Source organism: Flavobacterium aquicola (assembly GCF_003385115.1).
In the GTDB taxonomy this organism is placed as follows: domain Bacteria; phylum Bacteroidota; class Bacteroidia; order Flavobacteriales; family Flavobacteriaceae; genus Flavobacterium; species Flavobacterium aquicola.
In genome coordinates this window covers 183,427-204,035 of sequence record NZ_QUNI01000005.1, presented here as the reverse complement: position 1 = coordinate 204,035, position 20,609 = coordinate 183,427, and the positions used below count along the sequence as shown (strand labels likewise).

Annotated in this window: 19 protein-coding genes; 2 read left to right on the top strand and 17 right to left on the bottom strand. The window is 34.2% G+C overall.

The features are described 5' to 3' along the window. Window positions 1-157: 157 nt before the first annotated feature. Window positions 158-2,818: an MGH1-like glycoside hydrolase domain-containing protein gene (locus tag C8P67_RS10570; RefSeq protein WP_115813123.1), complete on the top strand. Its 2,661-nt coding sequence runs from the start codon at window positions 158-160 to the stop codon at window positions 2,816-2,818. A gap of 213 nt (window positions 2,819-3,031) precedes the next feature. On the opposite strand, the gene C8P67_RS10565 is transcribed toward C8P67_RS10570, so the two are convergent. From C8P67_RS10565 to C8P67_RS10525, 9 genes are all read right to left on the bottom strand, one after another. After that, the gene (locus tag C8P67_RS10565) at window positions 3,032-3,490 is read right to left on the bottom strand and encodes an SRPBCC family protein (RefSeq protein WP_115813121.1); all 459 of its coding nucleotides are present in this window, start codon (window positions 3,488-3,490) and stop codon (window positions 3,032-3,034) included. A gap of 237 nt (window positions 3,491-3,727) precedes the next feature. After that, window positions 3,728-5,050 carry a serine hydrolase domain-containing protein gene (locus C8P67_RS10560; protein ID WP_115813119.1) on the bottom strand — a complete coding sequence of 441 codons (1,323 nt, stop codon included), beginning with the start codon at window positions 5,048-5,050 and terminating at the stop codon, window positions 3,728-3,730. Window positions 5,051-5,212: 162 nt separating this feature from the next. Continuing rightward, entirely contained in the window at window positions 5,213-5,440 is a 228-nt protein-coding gene (locus C8P67_RS10555) for a helix-turn-helix domain-containing protein (protein WP_115813117.1), read from the bottom strand. A gap of 3 nt (window positions 5,441-5,443) precedes the next feature. Further along, window positions 5,444-5,980 carry a DUF2975 domain-containing protein gene (locus C8P67_RS10550; RefSeq protein WP_115813115.1) on the bottom strand — a complete coding sequence of 179 codons (537 nt, stop codon included), beginning with the start codon at window positions 5,978-5,980 and terminating at the stop codon, window positions 5,444-5,446. 163 nt (window positions 5,981-6,143) lie between these two features. Continuing rightward, complete coding sequence (locus C8P67_RS10545; protein WP_170141447.1) at window positions 6,144-7,592, bottom strand: serine hydrolase domain-containing protein; 1,449 nt, start codon at window positions 7,590-7,592, stop codon at window positions 6,144-6,146. Between the two features lie 76 nt (window positions 7,593-7,668). Beyond that, window positions 7,669-8,502 (bottom strand): helix-turn-helix domain-containing protein, encoded by an 834-nt coding sequence (locus C8P67_RS10540; protein ID WP_115813111.1) that lies wholly within the window; start codon window positions 8,500-8,502, stop codon window positions 7,669-7,671. Between the two features lie 263 nt (window positions 8,503-8,765). Next, the gene (locus C8P67_RS10535; RefSeq protein ID WP_147298220.1) at window positions 8,766-9,395 is read right to left on the bottom strand and encodes a DUF6624 domain-containing protein; all 630 of its coding nucleotides are present in this window, start codon (window positions 9,393-9,395) and stop codon (window positions 8,766-8,768) included. Between the two features lie 60 nt (window positions 9,396-9,455). Further along, window positions 9,456-9,881: a DUF5713 family protein gene (locus C8P67_RS10530; protein ID WP_211319907.1), complete on the bottom strand. Its 426-nt coding sequence runs from the start codon at window positions 9,879-9,881 to the stop codon at window positions 9,456-9,458. Window positions 9,882-10,128: 247 nt separating this feature from the next. Next, the gene (locus C8P67_RS10525; protein WP_170141446.1) at window positions 10,129-11,010 is read right to left on the bottom strand and encodes a LysR family transcriptional regulator; all 882 of its coding nucleotides are present in this window, start codon (window positions 11,008-11,010) and stop codon (window positions 10,129-10,131) included. An 80-nt stretch (window positions 11,011-11,090) separates the two neighbouring features. Here C8P67_RS10525 and C8P67_RS10520 point away from each other — a divergent pair, with 80 nt between their 5' ends. Beyond that, the gene (locus tag C8P67_RS10520; RefSeq protein ID WP_115813105.1) at window positions 11,091-11,711 is read left to right on the top strand and encodes an FMN-dependent NADH-azoreductase; all 621 of its coding nucleotides are present in this window, start codon (window positions 11,091-11,093) and stop codon (window positions 11,709-11,711) included. Between the two features lie 242 nt (window positions 11,712-11,953). On the opposite strand, the gene C8P67_RS10515 is transcribed toward C8P67_RS10520, so the two are convergent. From C8P67_RS10515 to C8P67_RS10475, 8 genes are all read right to left on the bottom strand, one after another. Beyond that, entirely contained in the window at window positions 11,954-12,442 is a 489-nt protein-coding gene (locus C8P67_RS10515) for a hypothetical protein (RefSeq protein WP_115813103.1), read from the bottom strand. 297 nt (window positions 12,443-12,739) lie between these two features. Then, window positions 12,740-13,258, bottom strand: a complete 519-nt coding sequence (locus C8P67_RS10510; RefSeq protein ID WP_115813101.1) for a DUF3997 domain-containing protein — start codon at window positions 13,256-13,258, stop codon at window positions 12,740-12,742. Between the two features lie 177 nt (window positions 13,259-13,435). Continuing rightward, window positions 13,436-13,780 (bottom strand): hypothetical protein, encoded by a 345-nt coding sequence (locus C8P67_RS10505; RefSeq protein ID WP_115813099.1) that lies wholly within the window; start codon window positions 13,778-13,780, stop codon window positions 13,436-13,438. Window positions 13,781-13,950: 170 nt separating this feature from the next. Then, on the bottom strand, window positions 13,951-14,430 hold the full coding sequence (locus tag C8P67_RS10500; RefSeq protein ID WP_115813097.1) for a hypothetical protein: 480 nt from the start codon (window positions 14,428-14,430) through the stop codon (window positions 13,951-13,953). A gap of 160 nt (window positions 14,431-14,590) precedes the next feature. Continuing rightward, window positions 14,591-15,007, bottom strand: a complete 417-nt coding sequence (locus C8P67_RS10495; RefSeq protein ID WP_115813095.1) for a hypothetical protein — start codon at window positions 15,005-15,007, stop codon at window positions 14,591-14,593. 151 nt (window positions 15,008-15,158) lie between these two features. Continuing rightward, window positions 15,159-15,683, bottom strand: coding sequence for a hypothetical protein (locus C8P67_RS10490; RefSeq protein ID WP_115813093.1), 525 nt, complete (start codon window positions 15,681-15,683; stop codon window positions 15,159-15,161). Window positions 15,684-16,953: 1,270 nt separating this feature from the next. Beyond that, on the bottom strand, window positions 16,954-18,819 hold the full coding sequence (locus C8P67_RS10480; protein WP_115813089.1) for a M1 family metallopeptidase: 1,866 nt from the start codon (window positions 18,817-18,819) through the stop codon (window positions 16,954-16,956). Window positions 18,820-18,882: 63 nt separating this feature from the next. After that, complete coding sequence (locus C8P67_RS10475) at window positions 18,883-20,463, bottom strand: S8 family peptidase (protein WP_115813087.1); 1,581 nt, start codon at window positions 20,461-20,463, stop codon at window positions 18,883-18,885. Window positions 20,464-20,609: the final 146 nt, after the last annotated feature.

Below are 20,609 nucleotides of genomic sequence, written 5' to 3'. Positions count from 1 at the left end.
AAAAACTTAAGCAAATTCTGAGGTTATTATAATTCAATAAATAAAACTATTCACAAATATCGTTTGAGTAATTATCCCCGCTGATTTTTGTCAAATCTATAGGTACTTTTACGTGCGATTTATTTAAATTGCAATTAAGAATCAAATTAGTTACGGTATGCCAGAAATTGATGCAGAAAAAGGCGCTGAAAAAGCACGATTAGGATTAAGAACCGACAACAAAGGCTGGAAAAAATGGGGTCCCTATTTATCCGAAAGACAATGGGGAACCGTTAGGGAAGATTACTCTCAAAGCGGTTATGCATGGGGAAGCACTACTCACGATATGGCACGCTCCAAAGCCTACCGCTGGGGTGAGGAAGGCATAGCAGGAATTTCAGATAACAAACAGCATATCTGCCTGGCTTTTGCTTTTTGGAATCACAAAGACCACATATTAAAAGAACGTTTGTTTGGCTTAACACCATCCGAAACCAATCACGGTGAGGATGTTAAAGAAATTTATTACTATCAGGACGCTACCCCTACTCATTCCTATCAAAAAATGCTGTATAAATATCCTCATGCAGCATTTCCATATGAAAAATTAATTCAGGAAAGCAAAAAACGGAGCCGTCAAGAACCAGAATACGAACTGCTAGACACGGGTATTTTTGACAATGACGAATATTTTGACATTACTATAGAACATGCCAAAGCCGACGAACAAGACATATTAATCAAGGTTACGGTAGAAAACCGTTCAAAAATTGCTGCACCTATTACTGTATTACCAACAATTTGGTTTAGAAACACATGGAGCTGGGGATACGAAAATTACAAACACAAACCTACCTTAACAGGAGTAGAAAAATCACATATTGAAGTACAGCACCGTTTGGTCGGCTCTTTTAATTTATATGCTGAATATGCCAAAGATTTATTGTTTTGCGATAATAAAACTAATTTTGAAAGGCTTTATAAATCACCTGCACAATCCGCTTATGCCAAAGATGGAATTAACGATTATATCATCAATAATAAAAAAAACAGTATTAATCCAGAAGCTATTGGCACCAAGGCGGCTGCACATTATAATGATATTATTCCTGCTAACGGCAAAAAGGAATACCGCCTGAGGTTTGTCAATACTACTCTAGAAGATGCCTTTGAAGATTTTGATGCTATTTTCAAAAAAAGAATAGATGAAGCGGATGAATTTTATCATACTATCCAAAAAGGAGTTAAAGATGAAAAATTAAAATCCATTCAGCGGCAGGCTTATGCTGGCATGCTCTGGACAAAACAATGGTATTACTATAATGTTTTTGAATGGTTAAAAGGCGATCCGTCGACACCACGGCCTGATGCCAACCGCAAAGAAGGACGCAACAGCTCTTGGAAACACATGTACACTTCCAACATTCTCTCGATGCCGGACAAATGGGAATACCCATGGTTTGCAGCTTGGGATTTAGCTTTTCATTGCCTGCCTCTTGCAAGATTGGATCCTGACTTTGCCAAAAGGCAATTACTGGTTATCCTCCGCGAATATTATATGCATCCCAATGGACAGATTCCTGCTTATGAGTGGTCCTTCTCGGATGTTAATCCGCCTGTTCACGCGTGGGCTACCTGGAAAGTATATGAGATTGATAAAGAAGCTAATAATGGCGTTGGTGATACGGTTTTCCTGGAACGTATTTTTCACAAACTGCTTCTCAATTTCACATGGTGGGTTAATTTGAAAGATGAAAACGGCAACAATATTTTTGGAGGAGGATTCCTTGGAATGGACAATATTGGGGTATTTGACCGATCTGCCGATCTGCCAACAGGAGGTCACTTAGAACAAGCCGACGGAACTGGCTGGATGGCAATGTACTGCTTAAATATGTTGCGGATAGCCTGCGAAATTTCATTAAAAAATCCTGTTTATCAGGATATGGCTTCCAAATTCTTTGAGCATTTTCTCCATATTTCTGGAGCAATGCAATCCTTAGGAGACAATAAAGTAAGCCTTTGGGATGAAGATGATCAATTTTATTACGACATGCTCCACAAAGCAAATGGAGATGCCGAATTATTAAAAATTCGTTCGATGGTGGGATTAATTCCATTATTTGCTGTCGAGGTATTAACTCCAGATCTGCTGGAAAAACTCCCAATATTCAGGCGTCGTGTAGAATGGGTCTTGAAAAACCGTCCCGACTTAGCAAGTCTGGTATCCAGCTGGTACAATCCCGGAAAAGGAGAAACGCGTTTACTCTCTACACTTAGAGGACATAGAATGAAAATGATCCTCAAGCGTATGTTTGACGAAAAAGAATTTCTGTCTGATTTTGGTGTACGGTCTTTATCTAAATACCATAAAGATCATCCTTATAAATTCAAGCATGACGGCGGAACTATTCAAGTAGACTATACGCCAGCCGAAGCTACCGGAGATATGTTTGGCGGTAATTCCAATTGGAGAGGTCCAATCTGGTTCCCAATGAATTATCTGATATTGGATTCCCTAGAAAAATTTCATGGTTATTACGGAAAAGATTTCAAAGTTGAATTCCCTGCCGGATCTGGTGAATTAGTAAATTTACAGGAAGCAGCCGAAGGTGTAGCCGAGCGTTTATTAAAACTGTTTGTACCCAATACCAATACAAAAATTCCAATGTACGGCGAATACAAAAAGTTTCAGGAAGATCCGCTCTTCAATAAAAATCATTTGTTTTTTGAATACTTTGACGGAGATACCGGCAAAGGTTTAGGAGCCAATCACCAAACAGGATGGACTGGATTGATTGCCGAAATTATCAGGCATTTGAGTGAAGAGAAAAAATAAATTATATAATATTTAAAAACCACCAGATAAGATTTATGTGTCTTACTTGGTGGTTTTTTTATAGTTTATAAAATATATGCTGGACTAAAATCTCTTTACATAATCTCCCAAAAAAAACATCCCTTTCCAATTAATCAAATTCTCCAAATCCGATGTTGTGGCTGTTATTAGGCTGTGTTTCTTTTTTATGTTTTAAAATATTCTTGCAATTCTTTATTTTTCACAAATTTCTTTCAGCTTGTCGAGTGCTTTTGGATAGGCTTCGTTCATATAATCTAAAAAATCTTCAGAGGTGTCTAAGTCAACAATAACTTTGGTAGTCCCATTATTCTCTTCAAAAGTATATTTTTCAAATCCATTTGCCCATTTTTCTACTTCAGGTCCTTCCGTAATTTCCTTGTCAGCTTTTAAAAGCCCATAATGCTGAGTAGAAACAAATTTATTGGGAATATTTTCAGCTATCCTGGAAACCATACCTCCCTTTTCTCCTTTCTCATCGACTCCAATAAATAGAATTTTACTTCCCTTGTCCCAGCTTCCTTCATAGGTAGATGTAGGGTTAAACAAAGATGTCCATTCTTCATAAGTTGATTTACTGCTAATACCAAGCATTAAATCATATATCTTGGCAACAGGTGCGTTGATATTTATTGTGTATTGTAACTTTGTCATAACGCTAAATTTTAGATTAATCTTTCAAATTTTTGATTATCCGGGAAACTTAAATATCATCTAACATGGCTTATAATGTACCAACTGCTGCTGTAAAACTGAGATTAAATAAGCCTCTTCTTCGGATTTACAACCTGAACGATAACGAGCAGAAGAAGCAAATCATCACTAATATATAACTAGCGTTCCATCATATTTATTGCCCAAATCCGTTGAAGCAGCTTATGGATGCTTTTTTTATTCTTTCGTAAATTTAATCTGCCCACCGCCTTGAAATAAAATCATTGTCTTTTCTGTCGGATTAAATTCAAATTTCGCTCCTGCTTGGTCAAACTTAAATTTGTCTTTTTCTGTTGCTTCTAGAGAGAATGCCGGCTGTCCTGTGCCTTGTGCGATTAAAGCATTTCCATCTTTTGTGAATGTAATTTTAAATTGGATTTCTGCGGAAGCATAAACGCCCAAATACTTATCAACTTCTTCCGAAGTCAAGCTGTACGTTGTGAAAACTGGTATGTCGTAAGGTTTGCCGTAAACTGCACTTAAAACAGCAATGGAAATATCGTTCATATTTAACTTTGTTCCGTTTGTAATTAAAGCATATGAAATTTTGTCCTCTGCGAAATGAGAATAAACAGAACTAAAACCGTCAATTCCTCCATTATGTCCATAACCCATCTTTTCATGGAAAGGCATTTGAAACAAACCAATTCCGTAACCATCCTTAATAGTTTTCATTATTTCAAGACTTTCCGGTTTTAAAAGTTTACCTCCAAACAAATCATCCGCGAATTTTGTCAAGTCACTTGGCGTGGAAATTATTGCCCCCGCACCTAACGGAATTGTAAAGTCGGTTTCAGTTACTACCTTCCAAGTTCCTGCAAAGTTGTATGATCTACATTCACTTTTGCTGGTGTTAATTTTTCCAAAAACATACGTATTTGTCAAACCAAGTGGCTTTGCAATATATTGCTGCAATAAGTCAGAATACGATTTTGAATACGTTTTTTCTAAAATATAAGTCAAAAGCACAAAGTTTGAATTACTGTATTCTGCTTTGCTGTCCGGCTCAAAATCGCTGCCTCCTTTTGCTATAATTTCAAGCATTTCTTTTTCTGTCTTTGGCTGTGTGTTCCAAGTAAGATAGTCATTATCATTTGTGAAATTGTGTATCCCGCTTCTATGACTAAGCAATTGTTTTACTGATATTTTATCAGCGTTTTTAATTATTGGAAACCATTTATCAATAGTTTGGCTTAAGTCTAGCTTTTTATCTTCGGCTGCTTTTAAAATCAAAACTGTCGTGAACGATTTAGAAATTGAACCAATTCTGTATTTCGAATTTTTGGTTGCTTTAACATTTTTTTCAACGTCAGCAAATCCCATTGATTTTGTGTAAATGATCTCACCATTTTGTGAAACGGCAACACTTCCCATAAACTTATTATTCGCTTCAAGTGCATTAAAGTAATTATCCAATTTTATTTTGTCAAAATTTGTTTGAGCAAATCCTATTTGACCTAATAGTAAAAGTAATACTGTTGTTAAGATTGTTTTTTTCATTTTTATCTTGTTGCTGTTATGGTTTATGGGTTCTCTAAAATAGTAATCAGCGTTCCGCAGTTTGGCAATAATTGGCGCCAGCGGAACGATTATTTTCTGTTAAAGATATGAGTTTTTTCGGAAAATGAAAGAATAAGAAACAGCCATTTAGCCACAATGCTGTCATGGTTCGCTATCCTTTTTTTCGTCACCTACATATTCCAAAATATCACCAGGCTGACATTCCAGTGCTTTACAGATTGATTCTAAAGTACTGAAACGGATTGCTTTTGCCTTTCCAGTTTTTAAGATGGAAAGGTTAGACAATGTCAAATCTACTCTTTCAGAAAGTTCATTCAAAGAAATTTTTCGCTTTGCCATCATCACATCTAAGTTTACAATTATTGGCATAGCTTATACAGTTAAATCATTTTCGTTTTGAATATCTACTCCTTTTTTGAAAATAGTCGCAATAATATAAATTACAGCTCCCATTAAAATAAATGCCTGACTGTCTGCCCAAAATTGGTTTAAGTTGTCGGGAACAAAACCGTGATGCATTAAATTTTTAACTGACTGTCTGGCAATGTAGCTTAGCAGTCCAATTGAAAGGGTATAATAACTCACTTGTGAAATTTGTCTCTCAACAAAACTGCTGAATGGTTTTGACAAATCCATTTTGTGCATTAGTCTGATAACTGTATAAAACAGGCAGGCTTTTAAAATTGAAATGATTAGAATAAAACTATAGACGCCAAAAAAAGCTGATCTATTGTCTTTATACATTTCAATTAAATCCAGTTTTTGATAAAGATTTTGGACAAATTCAGGGTTATACAGACTAAAAAAGAAATTTACAATTAATCCTCCTGCTTCAATCGACAAGCCGACAAAAATGAGCCAGGCCACAACATAAAGACCCCAAAATACGAAGTTGTTTGTTTTTGACATAATTATTAAGTTTAAAATTATGTTCAAATATAATAAATAATTATTGATAAACAATAAATATATATTTTTTTACAGTAAATTTTAATTATTTAGATTTTCATATTTATCAAATTAATAATTTAAGCCCATTGCCCAAATCCGTTGCGGCATCTGTTATCTGCAGTTATTTTATTAGCAATCTATATTTTAATTTAGCATCATTGTCTTCTGGCTCTTTTTCAATGTATAACTTTAGATATTCAATTGCTTGTTTTTTTTGACCTGAAAACCTATATGCCTCACTTATATAATAATAACTATATGCTGAGTTGGGAAAAAGATGAATATTTAACTTAAATAAATCTATTGCCTGATTATTATTTTTTTCGAACAATAGCTTATAACCATATCTTTCAATAAGATTCTCTCTTACTGAATATTTCTTTGAATTGTGTTCTATTTCCTTAATACCAGCTTCGTAACCTTTATCACATACTATATTAATTATATCTTTAGTGTAAAAAAAATTATCAATTGATGGTGATGAACCCACTAATTGTTTTTTAATTAGATTACTCGTTTCCCAATAATTTTCGACTTCTCCATTTGTTAGAATAACAACAGTATATCCCAAATCTGGATAAATCATCAGTTCACAAGCAATGCCATCGTGTCCACCAGTATGTCCAATAATGCGGTGCCCGTTTATTGTGTTTTCTTCAAACCCATAGCCATACATTCCTTCTCTATACTTCACTTTACCTGATGTACAAAGAGCTGTACTCTCTTTGCTAAGTAAACGATCGTTCTGTAAAGTATTGGCAAAATTCAATAAGTCATCAACTGTCGAATAGCCTCCTCCAGCAGGAGTTCCTTTGGCCAGATTTGAGAAAATATTGTTTTTCCATTGCCCCGGTTCTTCCAATGACATTGTATACCCGGTAGCTAAATTTGGAATAGCATTCCCCAATTCGTAAGCATCAGTATTAATCATTTTTGCAGGTTTATATATGTGTTCTTTTACAAAATCAAAATAATTTTGACCCGACACCTTTTCAATGATTAAGCCTAAAACCATATATCCTGAATTACTATACAAAAAGCCACTGCCTGGAGCAAAGGCAAGTTTTTTATCAACAAACAACGGAAGGTAATCAGAAACAGCTTTGAAGTTTACTTTTGCAAGCTTGTCGTAGTCCTCCCAAAAACTGCTCATTCCTGAAGTGTGCGTTAATAATTGATGAATTGTCACAGAATCGGCAACAGTTTTATTAGGATAATCCAAAAGATATTTGCCTACTTTATCCTGAAGTGAAATTTTGCCAGATTCCACCAATTGCATAATAGTCACTCCTGTGAACATTTTGTTTATAGAAGCTAAATTGAACTTCGTATCTGGCTTATTTTTAACACTATCAGGCAAATTGGCAAAACCAAATGCTTCTCTATATATTGGTCTGCCATTTTTTGCGATAAGAACAACGCCGCTTAAATTATTTTCTTTTTCAAGATTTTTTAAGTGAGAACTTATTGGATTAACTATACTTTCCAAATTTTGTGATCGGACCACGATAGGCTGTAAAAGAGCTACAAAGAAAATAGCGGTAATAAAATATATTTGACGAGTTGTCATAATGGGTATCATTTTATGTTTAAGTGCCAAAAGTACTTTAATCATAAAAGGAAAAATTGTACAAGTGTAAACCTATCTATAAAAACAGCCAGTGAATCTGTTTTTTTTCCAGCGCAGTAGTTTTTTTAAAAAAATCCTTTGGAGAAAACCCAGTCACTGATTTGAATTCTCTTGTCATATGCGACTGGTCAAAATAATCAACACCATATGCAATATCCGTTAAATTGTTTCCTGCATTATCTGATGCGTATTTATTAACCGCATTTCTAAATCGTAGTATCTTTTTGAATTCAGATGGTGTTTTGCAGATATGTCTGCCAAAGTGTTTGTTTAATGTTGTACGTGAAATAGCATTTTTTTTACATAATTCTGTAATTGTTAAAGCGTCATTTTCTTCACTCATCATTTCAGACAAAATAGTTTCGAGGAAATTATGCTGAAACCCTTTTAATTTGGATAACCAATAACTTTCAACAGCTTCAATTTTTTCGCTCTCATTTTGCAGAGACAGAATTTCAATCATAGCTTTTTTATAATCTTCAAAAGGTGAAAATTCAGAAAAGTTCGAACTGTTGTAATGGTTTAATTCATGCTCCAAAAATGAATTAATAGCTAACGGCTTAAAGTAGATAGTAATTTCGTTTATTTTCCCTTCGTATTGGACATACACCGGTTTATTGAAATTAGACACCAAATTTGTTTCAATCTTATTGTCATTACACTGCTCGATTATAATTTTATTTCCTGTATTAATAGTTTTTGATTTTTCACTTATTGAAACAATGGTAAAAATAGATGGAAAGGTTATGTATTTGGCAGGTTTTTCTTCAGATGTATGTGTAAGTATATAAATGCACTCTATGTATTTTTTAAGTAAAGGATTTAAAGGGGAATAAGCTTTTATTTTCATAGGTGGTAATTCGGTGCTACAGCTAAACTAACTATTTGCAGTCATATTTGACTTAATATTGGATTCATTTGCTGTCAGCGAGTTTTTTGTTTTTTGTAGTTGGCTCACTAAAATTACCTCTAGCTTTATTTCGCTTCACAAATTTGCCGATAGGAGCGGACTGAGTCCTCTCTGCCAAGATCGAACTTTCTTCGTGAAAACAAAATTTTAAAATTACCAAAAAACAGGTAAGTTCTTAAAACTAGGGTTCCGTCCAGGTTTGGTTAATAAAGATTTGGTTCCGCTATTCCCATTTTTTGATAGTGTTCTTTATTCATTTCATAATGCATTGCTGTCATTTGATTTAAGTAATCTTTCAAAGGATTTAAATTATATTCCTTTCTAATTTTGTCAACATTTATTGAGTCAAGTAATCCAATTTTTGGAATTGCTCTACCGGTTGTTTCTGTTTTGTAAGTAAGCTGTGTACCAAACCTTTGTTTTAATCCAGCATTGACTTGAATCCTGTCAAACAAATATGCATAGTTATTTGCATTTGCATTTTTTCGCTTGACCTGCTTGCTCATATCCTTTAATACTTTTCTTTGAAACTCTGGAAATTTGTCACTATGCTGAACGATTAACCAAAAATCATTTGATCCTTCTGTGCCAACTTTATCAAAGCCAAGAAAGCCATAATCATTGAACATTTTTTCAACTTTGATTTTATTATTTGTAAAAACACTGTCTTTATATTTTTCCCATTTTTGCTCCCAACGAGAAGCAGCAATTTGATCAGTTTTTACAATTTCTTTTAATTCATTTTTAAGCGCAGACTTTTTCTCATCTGTCATTCTTGATGCACAACTTGTCAATGTTATTGATAGTAGTAAAATGAAAAGAAAATTCTTCATATAGATAATGTTTGTTTAAAGTTGCCCAAATCTGTTGTGGCTGCTGTTAGTAACCGTTTTTTACCATTCTCTGGGAGCAATCAGTTCTTCTACATCGGCATTGAATCCATATGTTTTAGCAATAAAGTCAAAGTCTGCCCCAATCGATTCTCTAGCACCAGTTTCAATCTCGCTGTTATGCTCAAAGAATTCGTTTTGTAAATCATTTATTTTTATAGTAGCTGTATGTGTTAACTTATAAAGTTCGTCAAGATTTTTCGGAGATGTTTTTTCAATATTAATGCATAGTTCAATAAGAATTGTTTTCACTTTGTCAACCAGAAATTTCGGAAAATATGAATCCGCATACATATCTTTTAAATAGGCATAATTTTTCATTTTCTCATTTTTTAAATTTTCTTGTTTTATTGTGTTTTCATTTTTCACTTGCTTACTATTACAAGAAAACAAAATCAGAGAAATTATTACAATAATATGTCTTTTCATCTTTATAAAATTAGGTCTAACGCTCTCGTGCTTCTGGATGTTGCGGACTTCGAAGACGAGTATTTTCGGTTAAACGAAAATACGAATTGAAAACGATAATTCCACTAAATTGCGCAATAGCCACAAACGTGTGTTAGTGCTTGTAACAATATGCGTAAACTTTTACCGCTTCTATGTTATTCTCTAAATTGTCTTTTATGTTTTGATGAGAATTGTCGGCTAAAGAAAAGCCATTTTAATAAGGAGGTCAATTAGTTTTTTTCATGTTCTCTATAAAAAGCTTAATTTCTTTCAGGTTATTATTCTTCAGCTTGAATGAATAAAATAGTTTTTGCTCTATTATTTTAGAAGACTTAATTGGTGCTTTAATTACTTTTTTTTCTAACGCTTCATCACATAAATGTTTAGGAACTATACTAAATCCGCTATTATTTTTTAAAGCTTCTATTATGTCCAGATAAGAGGGTAATATATATCTTGGAACTATTCTGGGACTGGTATGAAATCTGGAATCCCAGAACTTTTTTATATCATTTTGGTTATTGTCATATGTAAACCAAGTTTGCTTTTGCAGCCATGTGATGAATTGCGTATCATCTTTTTCAATATTTTCTGGAATAACAATAGAATTGGAGCAAATTAATTCTAACTCTTCATTCTTTATGTATGTGAATTCATGATCGTAAGTATCGTGTTTTTTTATTCCAACCAATAATTGAATTTTTTCCATTTCAAGAGCTTCAATCAATTCTTTTTCATTTCCAAAATGGGTCACTATATACATGTCAAAAGTATAAATATGATGTATTAATTCTTTCTTGAAAAAGTCTGTGGTACAGCCAATTGTTATTGCAGATCGTTGTTTTTTTGCTCTTTTACCTGAATAATATTCTACTTTTTCTAATTCACTTAATGGATTATTAATTTGTGAATATAAAAATTTTCCATATTCGGTAGGTTCTAATTTTCGGGTGGTTCTTTCAAATAGTTTTTTTCCAATATGGCTTTCCAGGGCAGATAAATGTTTACTAACTCCAGGTTGAGTCATATTTAATTTTTTTGAAGCTTCAGTTATATTTTTACATTCATATATAACGCTGAATGTGCGCAGCCATTCTAAATTAATCATAACATATATTATAAATAAGCAAACAAAAATAATTAAAATTATCAATGTGTTGATTCTATATTTGTAAAAAAATAGAACAAATGACAAAAACATTAGTAATAAATTACACCCCTAGAAAAGGCTCTTATACCCAAATTTTATTTGATGAGTTTGTGGAACTAGCAAAAGGAAAAACAGAAATAACACATTTAAACTTAGCTGAAACTCCACCAGAATTATTATTAGAAAAAAATTTAAATTTAATAATGGAATGGAATATGGGTAAAAGAGACTTTTCGGAAACAGAACTCTTAACGCTGTCTAATCATCATAAACTTATAGATGAAGTTATTGCAGCTGATAATATTGTATTGGCTTTTCCTATTTACAATTTTACAATGCCAGCAACAGTAAAGGCTTGGATAGATGCTATTGTCGTTAGTGATAAGACATTTTCTTTTAGCCCTGAAACAGGCTTTAGCGGTCTTTGTAAAGATAAAAAAGCCTTATCAATAGTCGTTAGTGGATTCGATTATAATAATTCTGATACTATCAAGGAATTTGCTTCATCTACACTAAAACAAAATTTTGATTTTATGGGTATCTCTTCAGAACAGATTTCAGCTTTTGGGGTTGACCAAAATAGAGACCAATTAAATTCAATTCTTGAAAATGCGAAATTGGAAATAAAAACTTTGATTGATAGATGGTTTCCAAATTAATACTACTATTTCAGCATCTCTCCGCTAGTGAGAGCGTCTCGCTCGCACCTATTGCTAATTTATAATTGTTTTAGCTTGGTGTTAGTGTTCACGAGCGGGACGCTCACGCTAGCGGGGGGGGGTAATTCACTGCTAGAGCTAAACTAACTCTTTGCAGACATATTTGACGAAAATTGGATTCATTTGCTGTCAGCGAGCCTTTTGTTTTTTTTAGTTGGCTCACTAAAATTACCACTAACGTTTTAGGCGACGTAATTTTGTAAGAAATGATATAGAGCAGTTGTTTCTTTAAGTCCATTTTCAATTTGTCCAATTTTCATAGCGCTTGAAATTAAAATTGTTTTCCCATTTTTCAATCTTATTTTTATCCAAGGATAATTAAATTTTTCAAGATAAGGTTTTGGATATTTATAAATAGAAATTTTATCAATTTGATTGAATAGTAAATCAAAATTTAAATCATTTTGGATATTTTTATATTGCATGTTTGGTTTAGCTTCAAATATTTTCGCACTATATTCTAATTTTTCTGGAATAACTTTAATTTCGCCAATTGAAAAATAGACTAACGGAAAAGTAAATGCGGAAGCTTTGACTTGTGGAAATTCAGGATCAATTTTTTGGATTCCAATAATTTGTTTCCACCACTTATTTTCAGAATTTATTATAGTTGTTTTATCAAGATGTTCAATTGATGAAATCCAAACTTCAGGTAATTGAAATGTATTCATTGTTTTTTTCCGATTTGTTATTTATATTATGTCGCCCAACGTCAGACTGTGAAAAAACTAAAATCTGCCTCGTGAGAATCTCATGTTTGAGATTTTTCTTTGGCAGCCCTCCGAATACTTTCTAAATTTGAGGAGGTTTTTTCACAGCCTGACGTCTTGGGACTACAGCGGGTTTGGGACTAAATTAAGCCCATTCTTCGGATTTGCCAAATCATCCAGATACAAAACCATCTTTCCATTAAGCCAATTGCCCAAATCCATTGTAGTGGCTGTTGTGCGATCGTGTTTTTCTATTCATTAAAAATAGACGCTTTCGTTTCCTTCCAAATTTTTAATGTCAATCACATCTTCATCCATGATTTTATAACCAACATCTTTACGTTGTCCATTTGTATAATGCGAAAGTGTTGAATGATTTAATTTTAAAATTGATGGTATGTTAAGGCTTTTGCGTACACTTAAATATTCCTTTTTATCAAAAGGTCCAAACACACTGTCGGTATCAATTTTAAAAATATAGTATTCAGACAAATTACTTTTAAAAACAGCCTTTTGTCTATCATTATAATTATTTGCTAGATTTGCTTCTGTTATATTCTGCGGGAATTTTTGTTGAACAATGATAAAATTTTTGTTGTAACCATAAAACATGATATGCCCTCCTATAAGTGCTTCTTCATTCTTAATTTTAACCAAATATATGTTACTATTTCTATCATATTGAAGTTTATATTCTTTGTTGATTACAGGCATTGAATCTTCACACGATGTCAAAACAATCGAGATAATAAGAATTATAGATAGTAAGTTTTTCATGTTGTTTATTCTGATTTTCAAGTAACATGTCGCACAACGTTCTGGTACTACAGCGGGTTTGGGACTAAATTAAGCCCATTCTTCGGATATGCCAAATAATCCAAATACAAAACCATCTTTCCATTAAGCCAAATGCCCAAATCTGTTGTAGTAGCTGTTTTGCGACGGTTTTTTAATCTATTGCTTTTTTTTAGTATTTATTAAGTCGTATTGAATTATTCTTCCATCAGTTTTATAAATTATTGCATTAAGTTCATACAGTTTTTTTGAAACTGAATCCCCGATATTTAACTGATTGTAAAACTCTTTATCCACATAATACTTTTTCCCATCTACCAAAATTTGCTGTACTTCAGAAATTGTATCAGTATATTTTTTTTGAATAATTCCCGAGAATTTTTGACGAGCAATAAATTCTGTATGAGGATTTTCTGGAATTTCAAACAAGTTTTTTATGGCAACAAAACCTAAAACCAAAATGATTAAGCCGATTAGAACTATTCTCGTTTTACTTTTTTTCATTGGTGAATTTTTGATGATGGTCTTTTAAACTGTCGTACAACGTCCCGCTTCTGAAGCGGGTTTCGGACTAAATTAAGCCCATTCTTCGGATTTGACAAATCATCCAGATACAAAACCATCTTTCCATTAAGCCAATTGCCCAAATCCGTTGTAGTAGCTGTTAACAGCAGTTATTTTTTCTTCAATTCAGTAACTAATTTATTTAAGCTCGTTAACTCAACAGAAGGAAAATCCTTTATTACTATTGAAGAATCGCTTAGCATAATTCGGTTAAATATTCCGCTATGGCTTGGATAATCTTCTCTGTTTAATTTTTTTTCACAAAGTTCATTCACACTTTCAAGAATTAATTCGGTTTCTTGTTGAGTAAGTTTAATTCGCTTAATAGATTTTGTGATTTGCGCTTCTTTTTTGTCTTTACAATTCTTCACTTTTTCAATGTAATCACCTAAAAGCTGTCCTTTTAAATCGTCTCGATAAATTGTTAACATTCTTTCATTTCCGCCCCATTCTCCGCATTTATCGTCAACAGTTAGGATTTCCAATTTGTTTACGCGATTTATGTATTGCAGGAGGTTAGGTTTTGATTCTTTTTTCCAACCAATAAATAAAAAAAATATTCCGATTAAAATTATAAGTTTCTCTTTCATTGTATAATTGCCAGTAACGTTCTGGTACTACATCGGGTTTGGGACTAAATTAAGCCCATTCTTCGGATATGCCAAATCATCACAAATACAAGATCATCTTTCAATTAAGCCAAATGCCCAAATCCGTTGTAGCTGTTATGCAACGTTTTTTCTTTCAAGGTCAACTTCTTTCCAGTAATATTCTAGCACTTTCTTTATTAGGCCATTTGTTAGCAATCATATGTACTTTAATTTGTTCTATCCAATGCTTTTCATCCGAAATGTCGTTAAACATTAACTCGATTGATTTGTTTGTATTAAAATTAATGATTTTCCTTTCTCTTGCTAATTTTGCAAAAGTCATAGCTAAAACCTCTTTCGAAAGTTTCAAAGTTTTTAGATTTTCAGGTAGAATATCTAATGTGCAAAACAGAGCAAAGCACAAATTAAATAAGTCTTCATAGGTCACAGCGTTTTCTAACTTCAGGCTGAGATAACTGAAAAGGGGTTTAGCACTATGCATTTCAAATTCGGCTTCTGATTCCGATATATTGTCTTGACAGTTGTTTTTTCTCTTAAGAAAGTCGAATATTCTCATTTTGTAAAATGTTGCATAACGTTCTGGTACTACAGCGGGTTTGGGACTAAATTAAGCCCGTTCTTTGGATTTGCCAAATCATTCAAATACAAAACCATTTTTCTATTAAACCAATTGCCCAAATCCATTGTAGTGGGCTGTTACCAGCATATTATTTTTTTTCTGTGACTCTTTTTTCAACGAAATCTAATATTTTCTTAAAGTTTTCTTCGCCAACTTCAGTTTCTCCTAAAATCATAGGTTCGTATTTTTCTGTAATAAGGAACAAGTTATTCTCTTTTATTAAATACGTTATAAATTCTTTCCATTCAAGCATTCTTTCATTGTCTTGGACTTTGGAGATTAGACCTTGCTCAGTAAATTCCCAAGTAAAAGTTGCTATGTTTTGACACGCCTCTATTTCTTTAGTTTTTACTTCTTCAAATCCTTTATATGAGGACTTTATCTTAAAATAATAATAGAAGTATGGAATTAAAATTCCTAAACCAAAAATTATCAATACAAATCCAAAAAAACTAGGTCTGTCAAAAAAAAGTAAAGAACCGATTATAAGTAAAATTATGCCAAGAAAATGTGAGTTTTTATAGTACGCGATTTTATCTTTCCAAGCTAAATCCCGAAGCAAATCCATTTGATTTCTATAAATATTCTCATCAAACTTTAATTCAAATTTCATTTTCTTTTTAATCGTTATATGTTTAATTTGCTACCACGTTCTGGTACTACAGCGGGTTTGGGACTAAATTAAGTCCATTCTTCGGATTTGCCAAATCATCCAGATACAAAACCATCTTTCCATTAAGCCAAATGCCTAAATCTGTTGTAGCTGTTAGCAATATGCTTTATTCTGACACTACTTTATTGACTTTTTGGAAAATATAAGTCTGTCAAAATAATAATTGCTAAACAAAAACTTGGGATTCCTAATTCGGTTAATTTATAATCAATCGATATCATTTTCATTAACAGTGTTACAAACCAAATGATGCAAATTATCATATTCAGGAACCCACAGAAAACATAAAATAAATTATTTTTAAACTTTTCTTTTTTAAAGAAGATCAATCTCAATGCTAAAACAATTATTGTAAGAGCTATTCCCAACATCATACTTCCGCCTAAATAAAAGTACAAAGACCAAGTACTGAAGATAGAATTTTGATTATCGTATGAACTAAAAAGTCCAACCAAAATCCAAATGATTATAAGGAAAAATGTTATTGCTAAATATTTATAATGCTGCTCTTTCACGGAGTACTCTATTTTAAGTTTTGTGTTTTTAAATTTTTTGCCAACTTACATATAGCCCTGATAAAATCAGAACAAACCACCCAATAACGGTGGCTTTGTCTTACAAACATAGCTCTTATTTTTTTAATGGAAAGAATTTCCTTTAGTGCTTTTTTGTGAAAAGAATCTGTTATTAGGGGGTATAATACCCCCTAGACTATACTATAAACACTCCCTTTACCCCTATTAATACCCCGTAGACATACCATAAACACCCCCTTTGCCCCTATTAATACCCCCTAGACATACTATAAACACCCCCTTTGCCCCTATTAATACCCCCTAGATATACCATAAACACCCCCTTTGCCCCTATTAATACTCCCTAATGCCCCCTATTTTACCTCCCATACTACCTATTTATAGGGGGTATGCTGGGTTTTTATGGGGGTAACGCTGCCTATAAGCATCCCTATTGGACTGTTTTTTAGTTGCTTTCGGCCACAAAAAAGCCCTTTATTAATAATGGGGCTGTTAGTATTACGGCAACTGCTGTAATCTGAAACCTGAATACTGAACCCGCGTGAGGGATAGGAATAAGCTGCCGCAGCAGCATGGATAGCCCGACAGCATAAAGGAAAGGGGCCGAATCACCGGTCTAGATGATTTGGCCCCTTTTCTTTATGGTGGCACGCCCTGATTATTTTTGGGAATGGTTATTTCACTTCATAAACGTTATCACTCTGCTTGACATCGGCCATCATGCCGCTTGGGTCGATCGTGATTTTCTTAATTGCAGTTTTAGGTTTAGAAATGCTAAACTCATAATTAGGACTGGCCCATGTCCAATCGTTAAGAACAGTTCGGGTAATGGCTGGATTGGGATTCTCTTTTTCGAAATTCATATCTCGTAATGGGATATAGAAGCTTTCTTTTGTTCCGTCGGTATATTCGACTAATAGGTCAATAGGCATTGGCATGCGGCCGATTCTTTCCAGTGCTACCGTGGTTTTTTCGCCATCTTCTTTAACATCTTTAATTGCGTAATCGATGGTATTTACGGTTTGTGTCCACTCCAGCAGGTACCAATCGAGATTGGCTCCCGAAACACGCTCGGCGGTTCTCTTAATATCGTTTGGCCCCGGGTGCTTAAATTTGAAGTCCTGGTAATATCTTTTTATCGTTTTGTTCAAATTATCCTGACCGATTATATACCCCAGCTGCGACAGGAATATACATCCTTTATAATAAGATGATGTACTGTAAGAACGGTTTTCATTGAAGTGGTCTCCATGGGTGCTTAACGGTTCTTCCTTTCCGGACTGTACTAAATTATAATAGGATGCATACACTTTTGTGAATGCGTTTTCTTCTTTTTTGGTTTTTAATTCATTTTTTACCAAATATTCGATATATGTGGTAAAGCCTTCGTCCATCCAGGGGTGTTTCGATTCATTGGACGCCAGAATGTGCTGAAACCAGCAGTGTCCAAACTCATGTGAGGCGGTACTGAAAATCCCTTCGGGAGTTCCGTTGCCCAGCATAAGGGTACACATGCCATACTCCATACCGCCGTCGCCTCCCTGAATAAATGAATATTGTTTGTACGGATAGTCCCCTACTGTTTTATTGTAATAATCCAGCACTTTTACCAGCAGCGGCTCTACTTTTTGCCAGTTCTCTACTACCGAAGGCGTGTTTTTGAAAAGGAAATGCAGGTCGACATTGTTTGCTCCTTTTACTATATCGTGCTGGTAATTTTTGTCGGCTGCCCAGGTAAAATCATGAACATTTGGCGCCAGAAAATGCCATGTTATCGTTTTGGCTTTTTTGGGATATACCACATTTACTCCTGCATCCTGATATCCATGTCCTATCTCGTTTGGATTTTGCAGATAACCCGTTCCGCCCAGCGTATACTCTTTGTCGATAGTAATATTTACATCAAAATTCCCCCAGACACCGTGAAATTCTCTAGCGATGTACGGATCTGCATGCCAGCCTTCAAAATCAAATTCGGCCATTTTTGGATACCATTGCGCCATCGATAATTCGACACCTTCTGAATTGTTTCGTCCCGAACGGCGAATCTGTACCGGCACCTGACCGTCAAAATCCAGAGTTAAAACTGTTTTTGAATTAGGCAAGATTGGCTTGGCCAAAGTCACTTCCAGAATCGTTCCCGATTCCTTTGCCGTGGCAGCAACGCCATCCTGTTTGAAATTAGAGATTTTTAAATACCCTATTTCATTTGGCTTGAGGTTTTTGAGCCGGCTTTCTTTCACATCTTTTCCGTCCACTTTTATCTTGGCTGCCATACGCGGATCGGGATCTTTGATAGTTTGGATTCTGGCATCCATCTCACTGCCCGGCTGGAAAGCATTATTATATAAGTGATAGTATACTTTTTTGAGTGTATCCGAGGAGTTGTTAGTATAAATCAGTTCTTGTTTTCCTTTGTACAGGTAGGTTTTGACATCCATAGTGACGTCCATTTTGTAATCGGCATGCTGCTGCCAGTAGCCCTGTTTCTGGGCAAAAAGATTTACAGAAAAAAAGAGGAATAAAATGAGTTTTCGCATTGTATTAAAATGAAAAAATGGAAGAGTCAAAAGTCTCTTCCATCGGATTAATAAAAATTAAATTTATTTTTTAGACATTTTCTCAGCCATCAAAAGTGCGTTATAAGCGTTTACCATTTTGGCCGATTTTGATGACTTGTCAGCTTTTACATTTATATGCTCTTCTTCGCCCACAACTACATTATCCGGAAGCGGTGTCCCAGAATCCATCAAGATCTGTTTCACTTGTCTGGCAGATAATTTTGGATAATACGAACGGATCAAAGCTGCAACTCCGGCTGCATTTGGCGATGCCATTGATGTTCCCTGCAGATATTTGTATTTGTTGTTTGGAATGGTTGCATAAATTTCGTCACCCGGCGCAAAAACATCTACATTAAAAGTGCCGTAATTTGAAAATGGAGCAATTACATTTTCTCCGTATTTATTATTCAAAGCTCCAATAGTCAATACATTCGAAGCAAATTCTTTTTTATTGTCATCAGAGTCATTTGGATAATTTGCATTTTCCGGCAAATCAATATTATCTCCGTCATTTCCGGCTGCATGTACAAATAATACATCTTTCTTTTCGGCATATTTTATAGCATCATAAACCCATTGCTTGTGTGGCGAATAACTTTTTCCAAAACTTCCGTTGATGACTTTGGCACCATTGTCTACGGCATAACGAATTGCTAATGCGATGTCTTTGTCATACTCATCTCCGTCTGGAACTGCTCTCACAGCCATGATTTCTACGTTATCAGCAATTCCGTCTCCGCCAATATTGTTGCCTCTCACCTGTGCAATAATACCAGCAACGTGGGTTCCGTGAAGTGCTTCTTCTTTGTCCGAGCCATAAACGGTATTGTTTCCGTATTTGGTGTTTTTAATGTCGTCCGGGTTGTCTCCAACTGCTTTTCTGCCGTCAAAATCTTTGTTAAGATTAAAATTAAGCTGGTCATAAACGTCTTTTCTGTACTCTTCGATATTGGCTCTAAAATCCAGCCCTGAATCTTCCATAACGCGGGCTATTACCATCTTATTTCTGTACAGCTCGCGGTCAATTGTTGCGATGCCTTTTACCTCTTCAAGCGTGTAATTTTCTTTTTTCAGGCGGGCCTGAACTGCTTTGTCACTGGCTATAATCATATCAACGACCTCTTTGCCTTCGACAGCTTTATTGTATCTTTCGTTATAAGCGGCCAAAGCGCTTTTATAAACTGCTGATCCGTCATCGCCTTTTTTTACAATTCGGGTCATTTCGAGTGTTTCATGGACTGCATCTCCCAGAAAGTTCCAGCCGTGAATATCATCGATAAAACCGTTTTTATCATCATCGATTCCATTTCCAGGAATCTCCTTTTTATTGGTCCAAACAACTGATTTTAGATCTTCATGGTCAATGTCGACACCAGAATCTACAATTCCCACAATTACCTTTACTCCTTTTTTGTCTTTTAATAATTCTGCATAAGCTTTGTCTACACTCATTCCTGGAACACTGTCTTTGGCCAAATCCAGATGCGACCATCTTTGCAGTTCGGGTGTGCTGAGTTTTCCTTTTTTGGCAGTATAAGGTACTGATGTCTGCGCATTAGCTGAAAAGCATACAGACAAAGCAGTAAATAATGCTAATGATCCTACATATATATTTTTCATTGAGTAAATAGATTTCGGTTTTAATAATAAAGTCCAAAAATAATGGAGTAAATTAATAATTATGCAGTCATTAACGGTATTTTATGATAAAATACTTTTAAAAATCGCTTTTTAAAGTAAAACATATGAATTATTCCTAAGGTATT

Bases quoted from the DNA above. Each gene is read 5' to 3' on its own strand.
- C8P67_RS10570 (WP_115813123.1), top strand. From the start codon at position 158: ATGCCAGAAATTGATGCAGAAAAAGGCGCTGAAAAAGCACGATTAGGA.
- C8P67_RS10565 (WP_115813121.1), bottom strand. From the start codon at position 3,490: ATGACAAAGTTACAATACACAATAAATATCAACGCACCTGTTGCCAAG.
- C8P67_RS10560 (WP_115813119.1), bottom strand. From the start codon at position 5,050: ATGAAAAAAACAATCTTAACAACAGTATTACTTTTACTATTAGGTCAA.
- C8P67_RS10555 (WP_115813117.1), bottom strand. From the start codon at position 5,440: ATGCCAATAATTGTAAACTTAGATGTGATGATGGCAAAGCGAAAAATT.
- C8P67_RS10550 (WP_115813115.1), bottom strand. From the start codon at position 5,980: ATGTCAAAAACAAACAACTTCGTATTTTGGGGTCTTTATGTTGTGGCC.
- C8P67_RS10545 (WP_170141447.1), bottom strand. From the start codon at position 7,592: ATGACAACTCGTCAAATATATTTTATTACCGCTATTTTCTTTGTAGCT.
- C8P67_RS10540 (WP_115813111.1), bottom strand. From the start codon at position 8,502: ATGAAAATAAAAGCTTATTCCCCTTTAAATCCTTTACTTAAAAAATAC.
- C8P67_RS10535 (WP_147298220.1), bottom strand. From the start codon at position 9,395: ATGAAGAATTTTCTTTTCATTTTACTACTATCAATAACATTGACAAGT.
- C8P67_RS10530 (WP_211319907.1), bottom strand. From the start codon at position 9,881: ATGAAAAGACATATTATTGTAATAATTTCTCTGATTTTGTTTTCTTGT.
- C8P67_RS10525 (WP_170141446.1), bottom strand. From the start codon at position 11,010: ATGATTAATTTAGAATGGCTGCGCACATTCAGCGTTATATATGAATGT.
- C8P67_RS10520 (WP_115813105.1), top strand. From the start codon at position 11,091: ATGACAAAAACATTAGTAATAAATTACACCCCTAGAAAAGGCTCTTAT.
- C8P67_RS10515 (WP_115813103.1), bottom strand. From the start codon at position 12,442: ATGAATACATTTCAATTACCTGAAGTTTGGATTTCATCAATTGAACAT.
- C8P67_RS10510 (WP_115813101.1), bottom strand. From the start codon at position 13,258: ATGAAAAACTTACTATCTATAATTCTTATTATCTCGATTGTTTTGACA.
- C8P67_RS10505 (WP_115813099.1), bottom strand. From the start codon at position 13,780: ATGAAAAAAAGTAAAACGAGAATAGTTCTAATCGGCTTAATCATTTTG.
- C8P67_RS10500 (WP_115813097.1), bottom strand. From the start codon at position 14,430: ATGAAAGAGAAACTTATAATTTTAATCGGAATATTTTTTTTATTTATT.
- C8P67_RS10495 (WP_115813095.1), bottom strand. From the start codon at position 15,007: ATGAGAATATTCGACTTTCTTAAGAGAAAAAACAACTGTCAAGACAAT.
- C8P67_RS10490 (WP_115813093.1), bottom strand. From the start codon at position 15,683: ATGAAATTTGAATTAAAGTTTGATGAGAATATTTATAGAAATCAAATG.
- C8P67_RS10480 (WP_115813089.1), bottom strand. From the start codon at position 18,819: ATGCGAAAACTCATTTTATTCCTCTTTTTTTCTGTAAATCTTTTTGCC.
- C8P67_RS10475 (WP_115813087.1), bottom strand. From the start codon at position 20,463: ATGAAAAATATATATGTAGGATCATTAGCATTATTTACTGCTTTGTCT.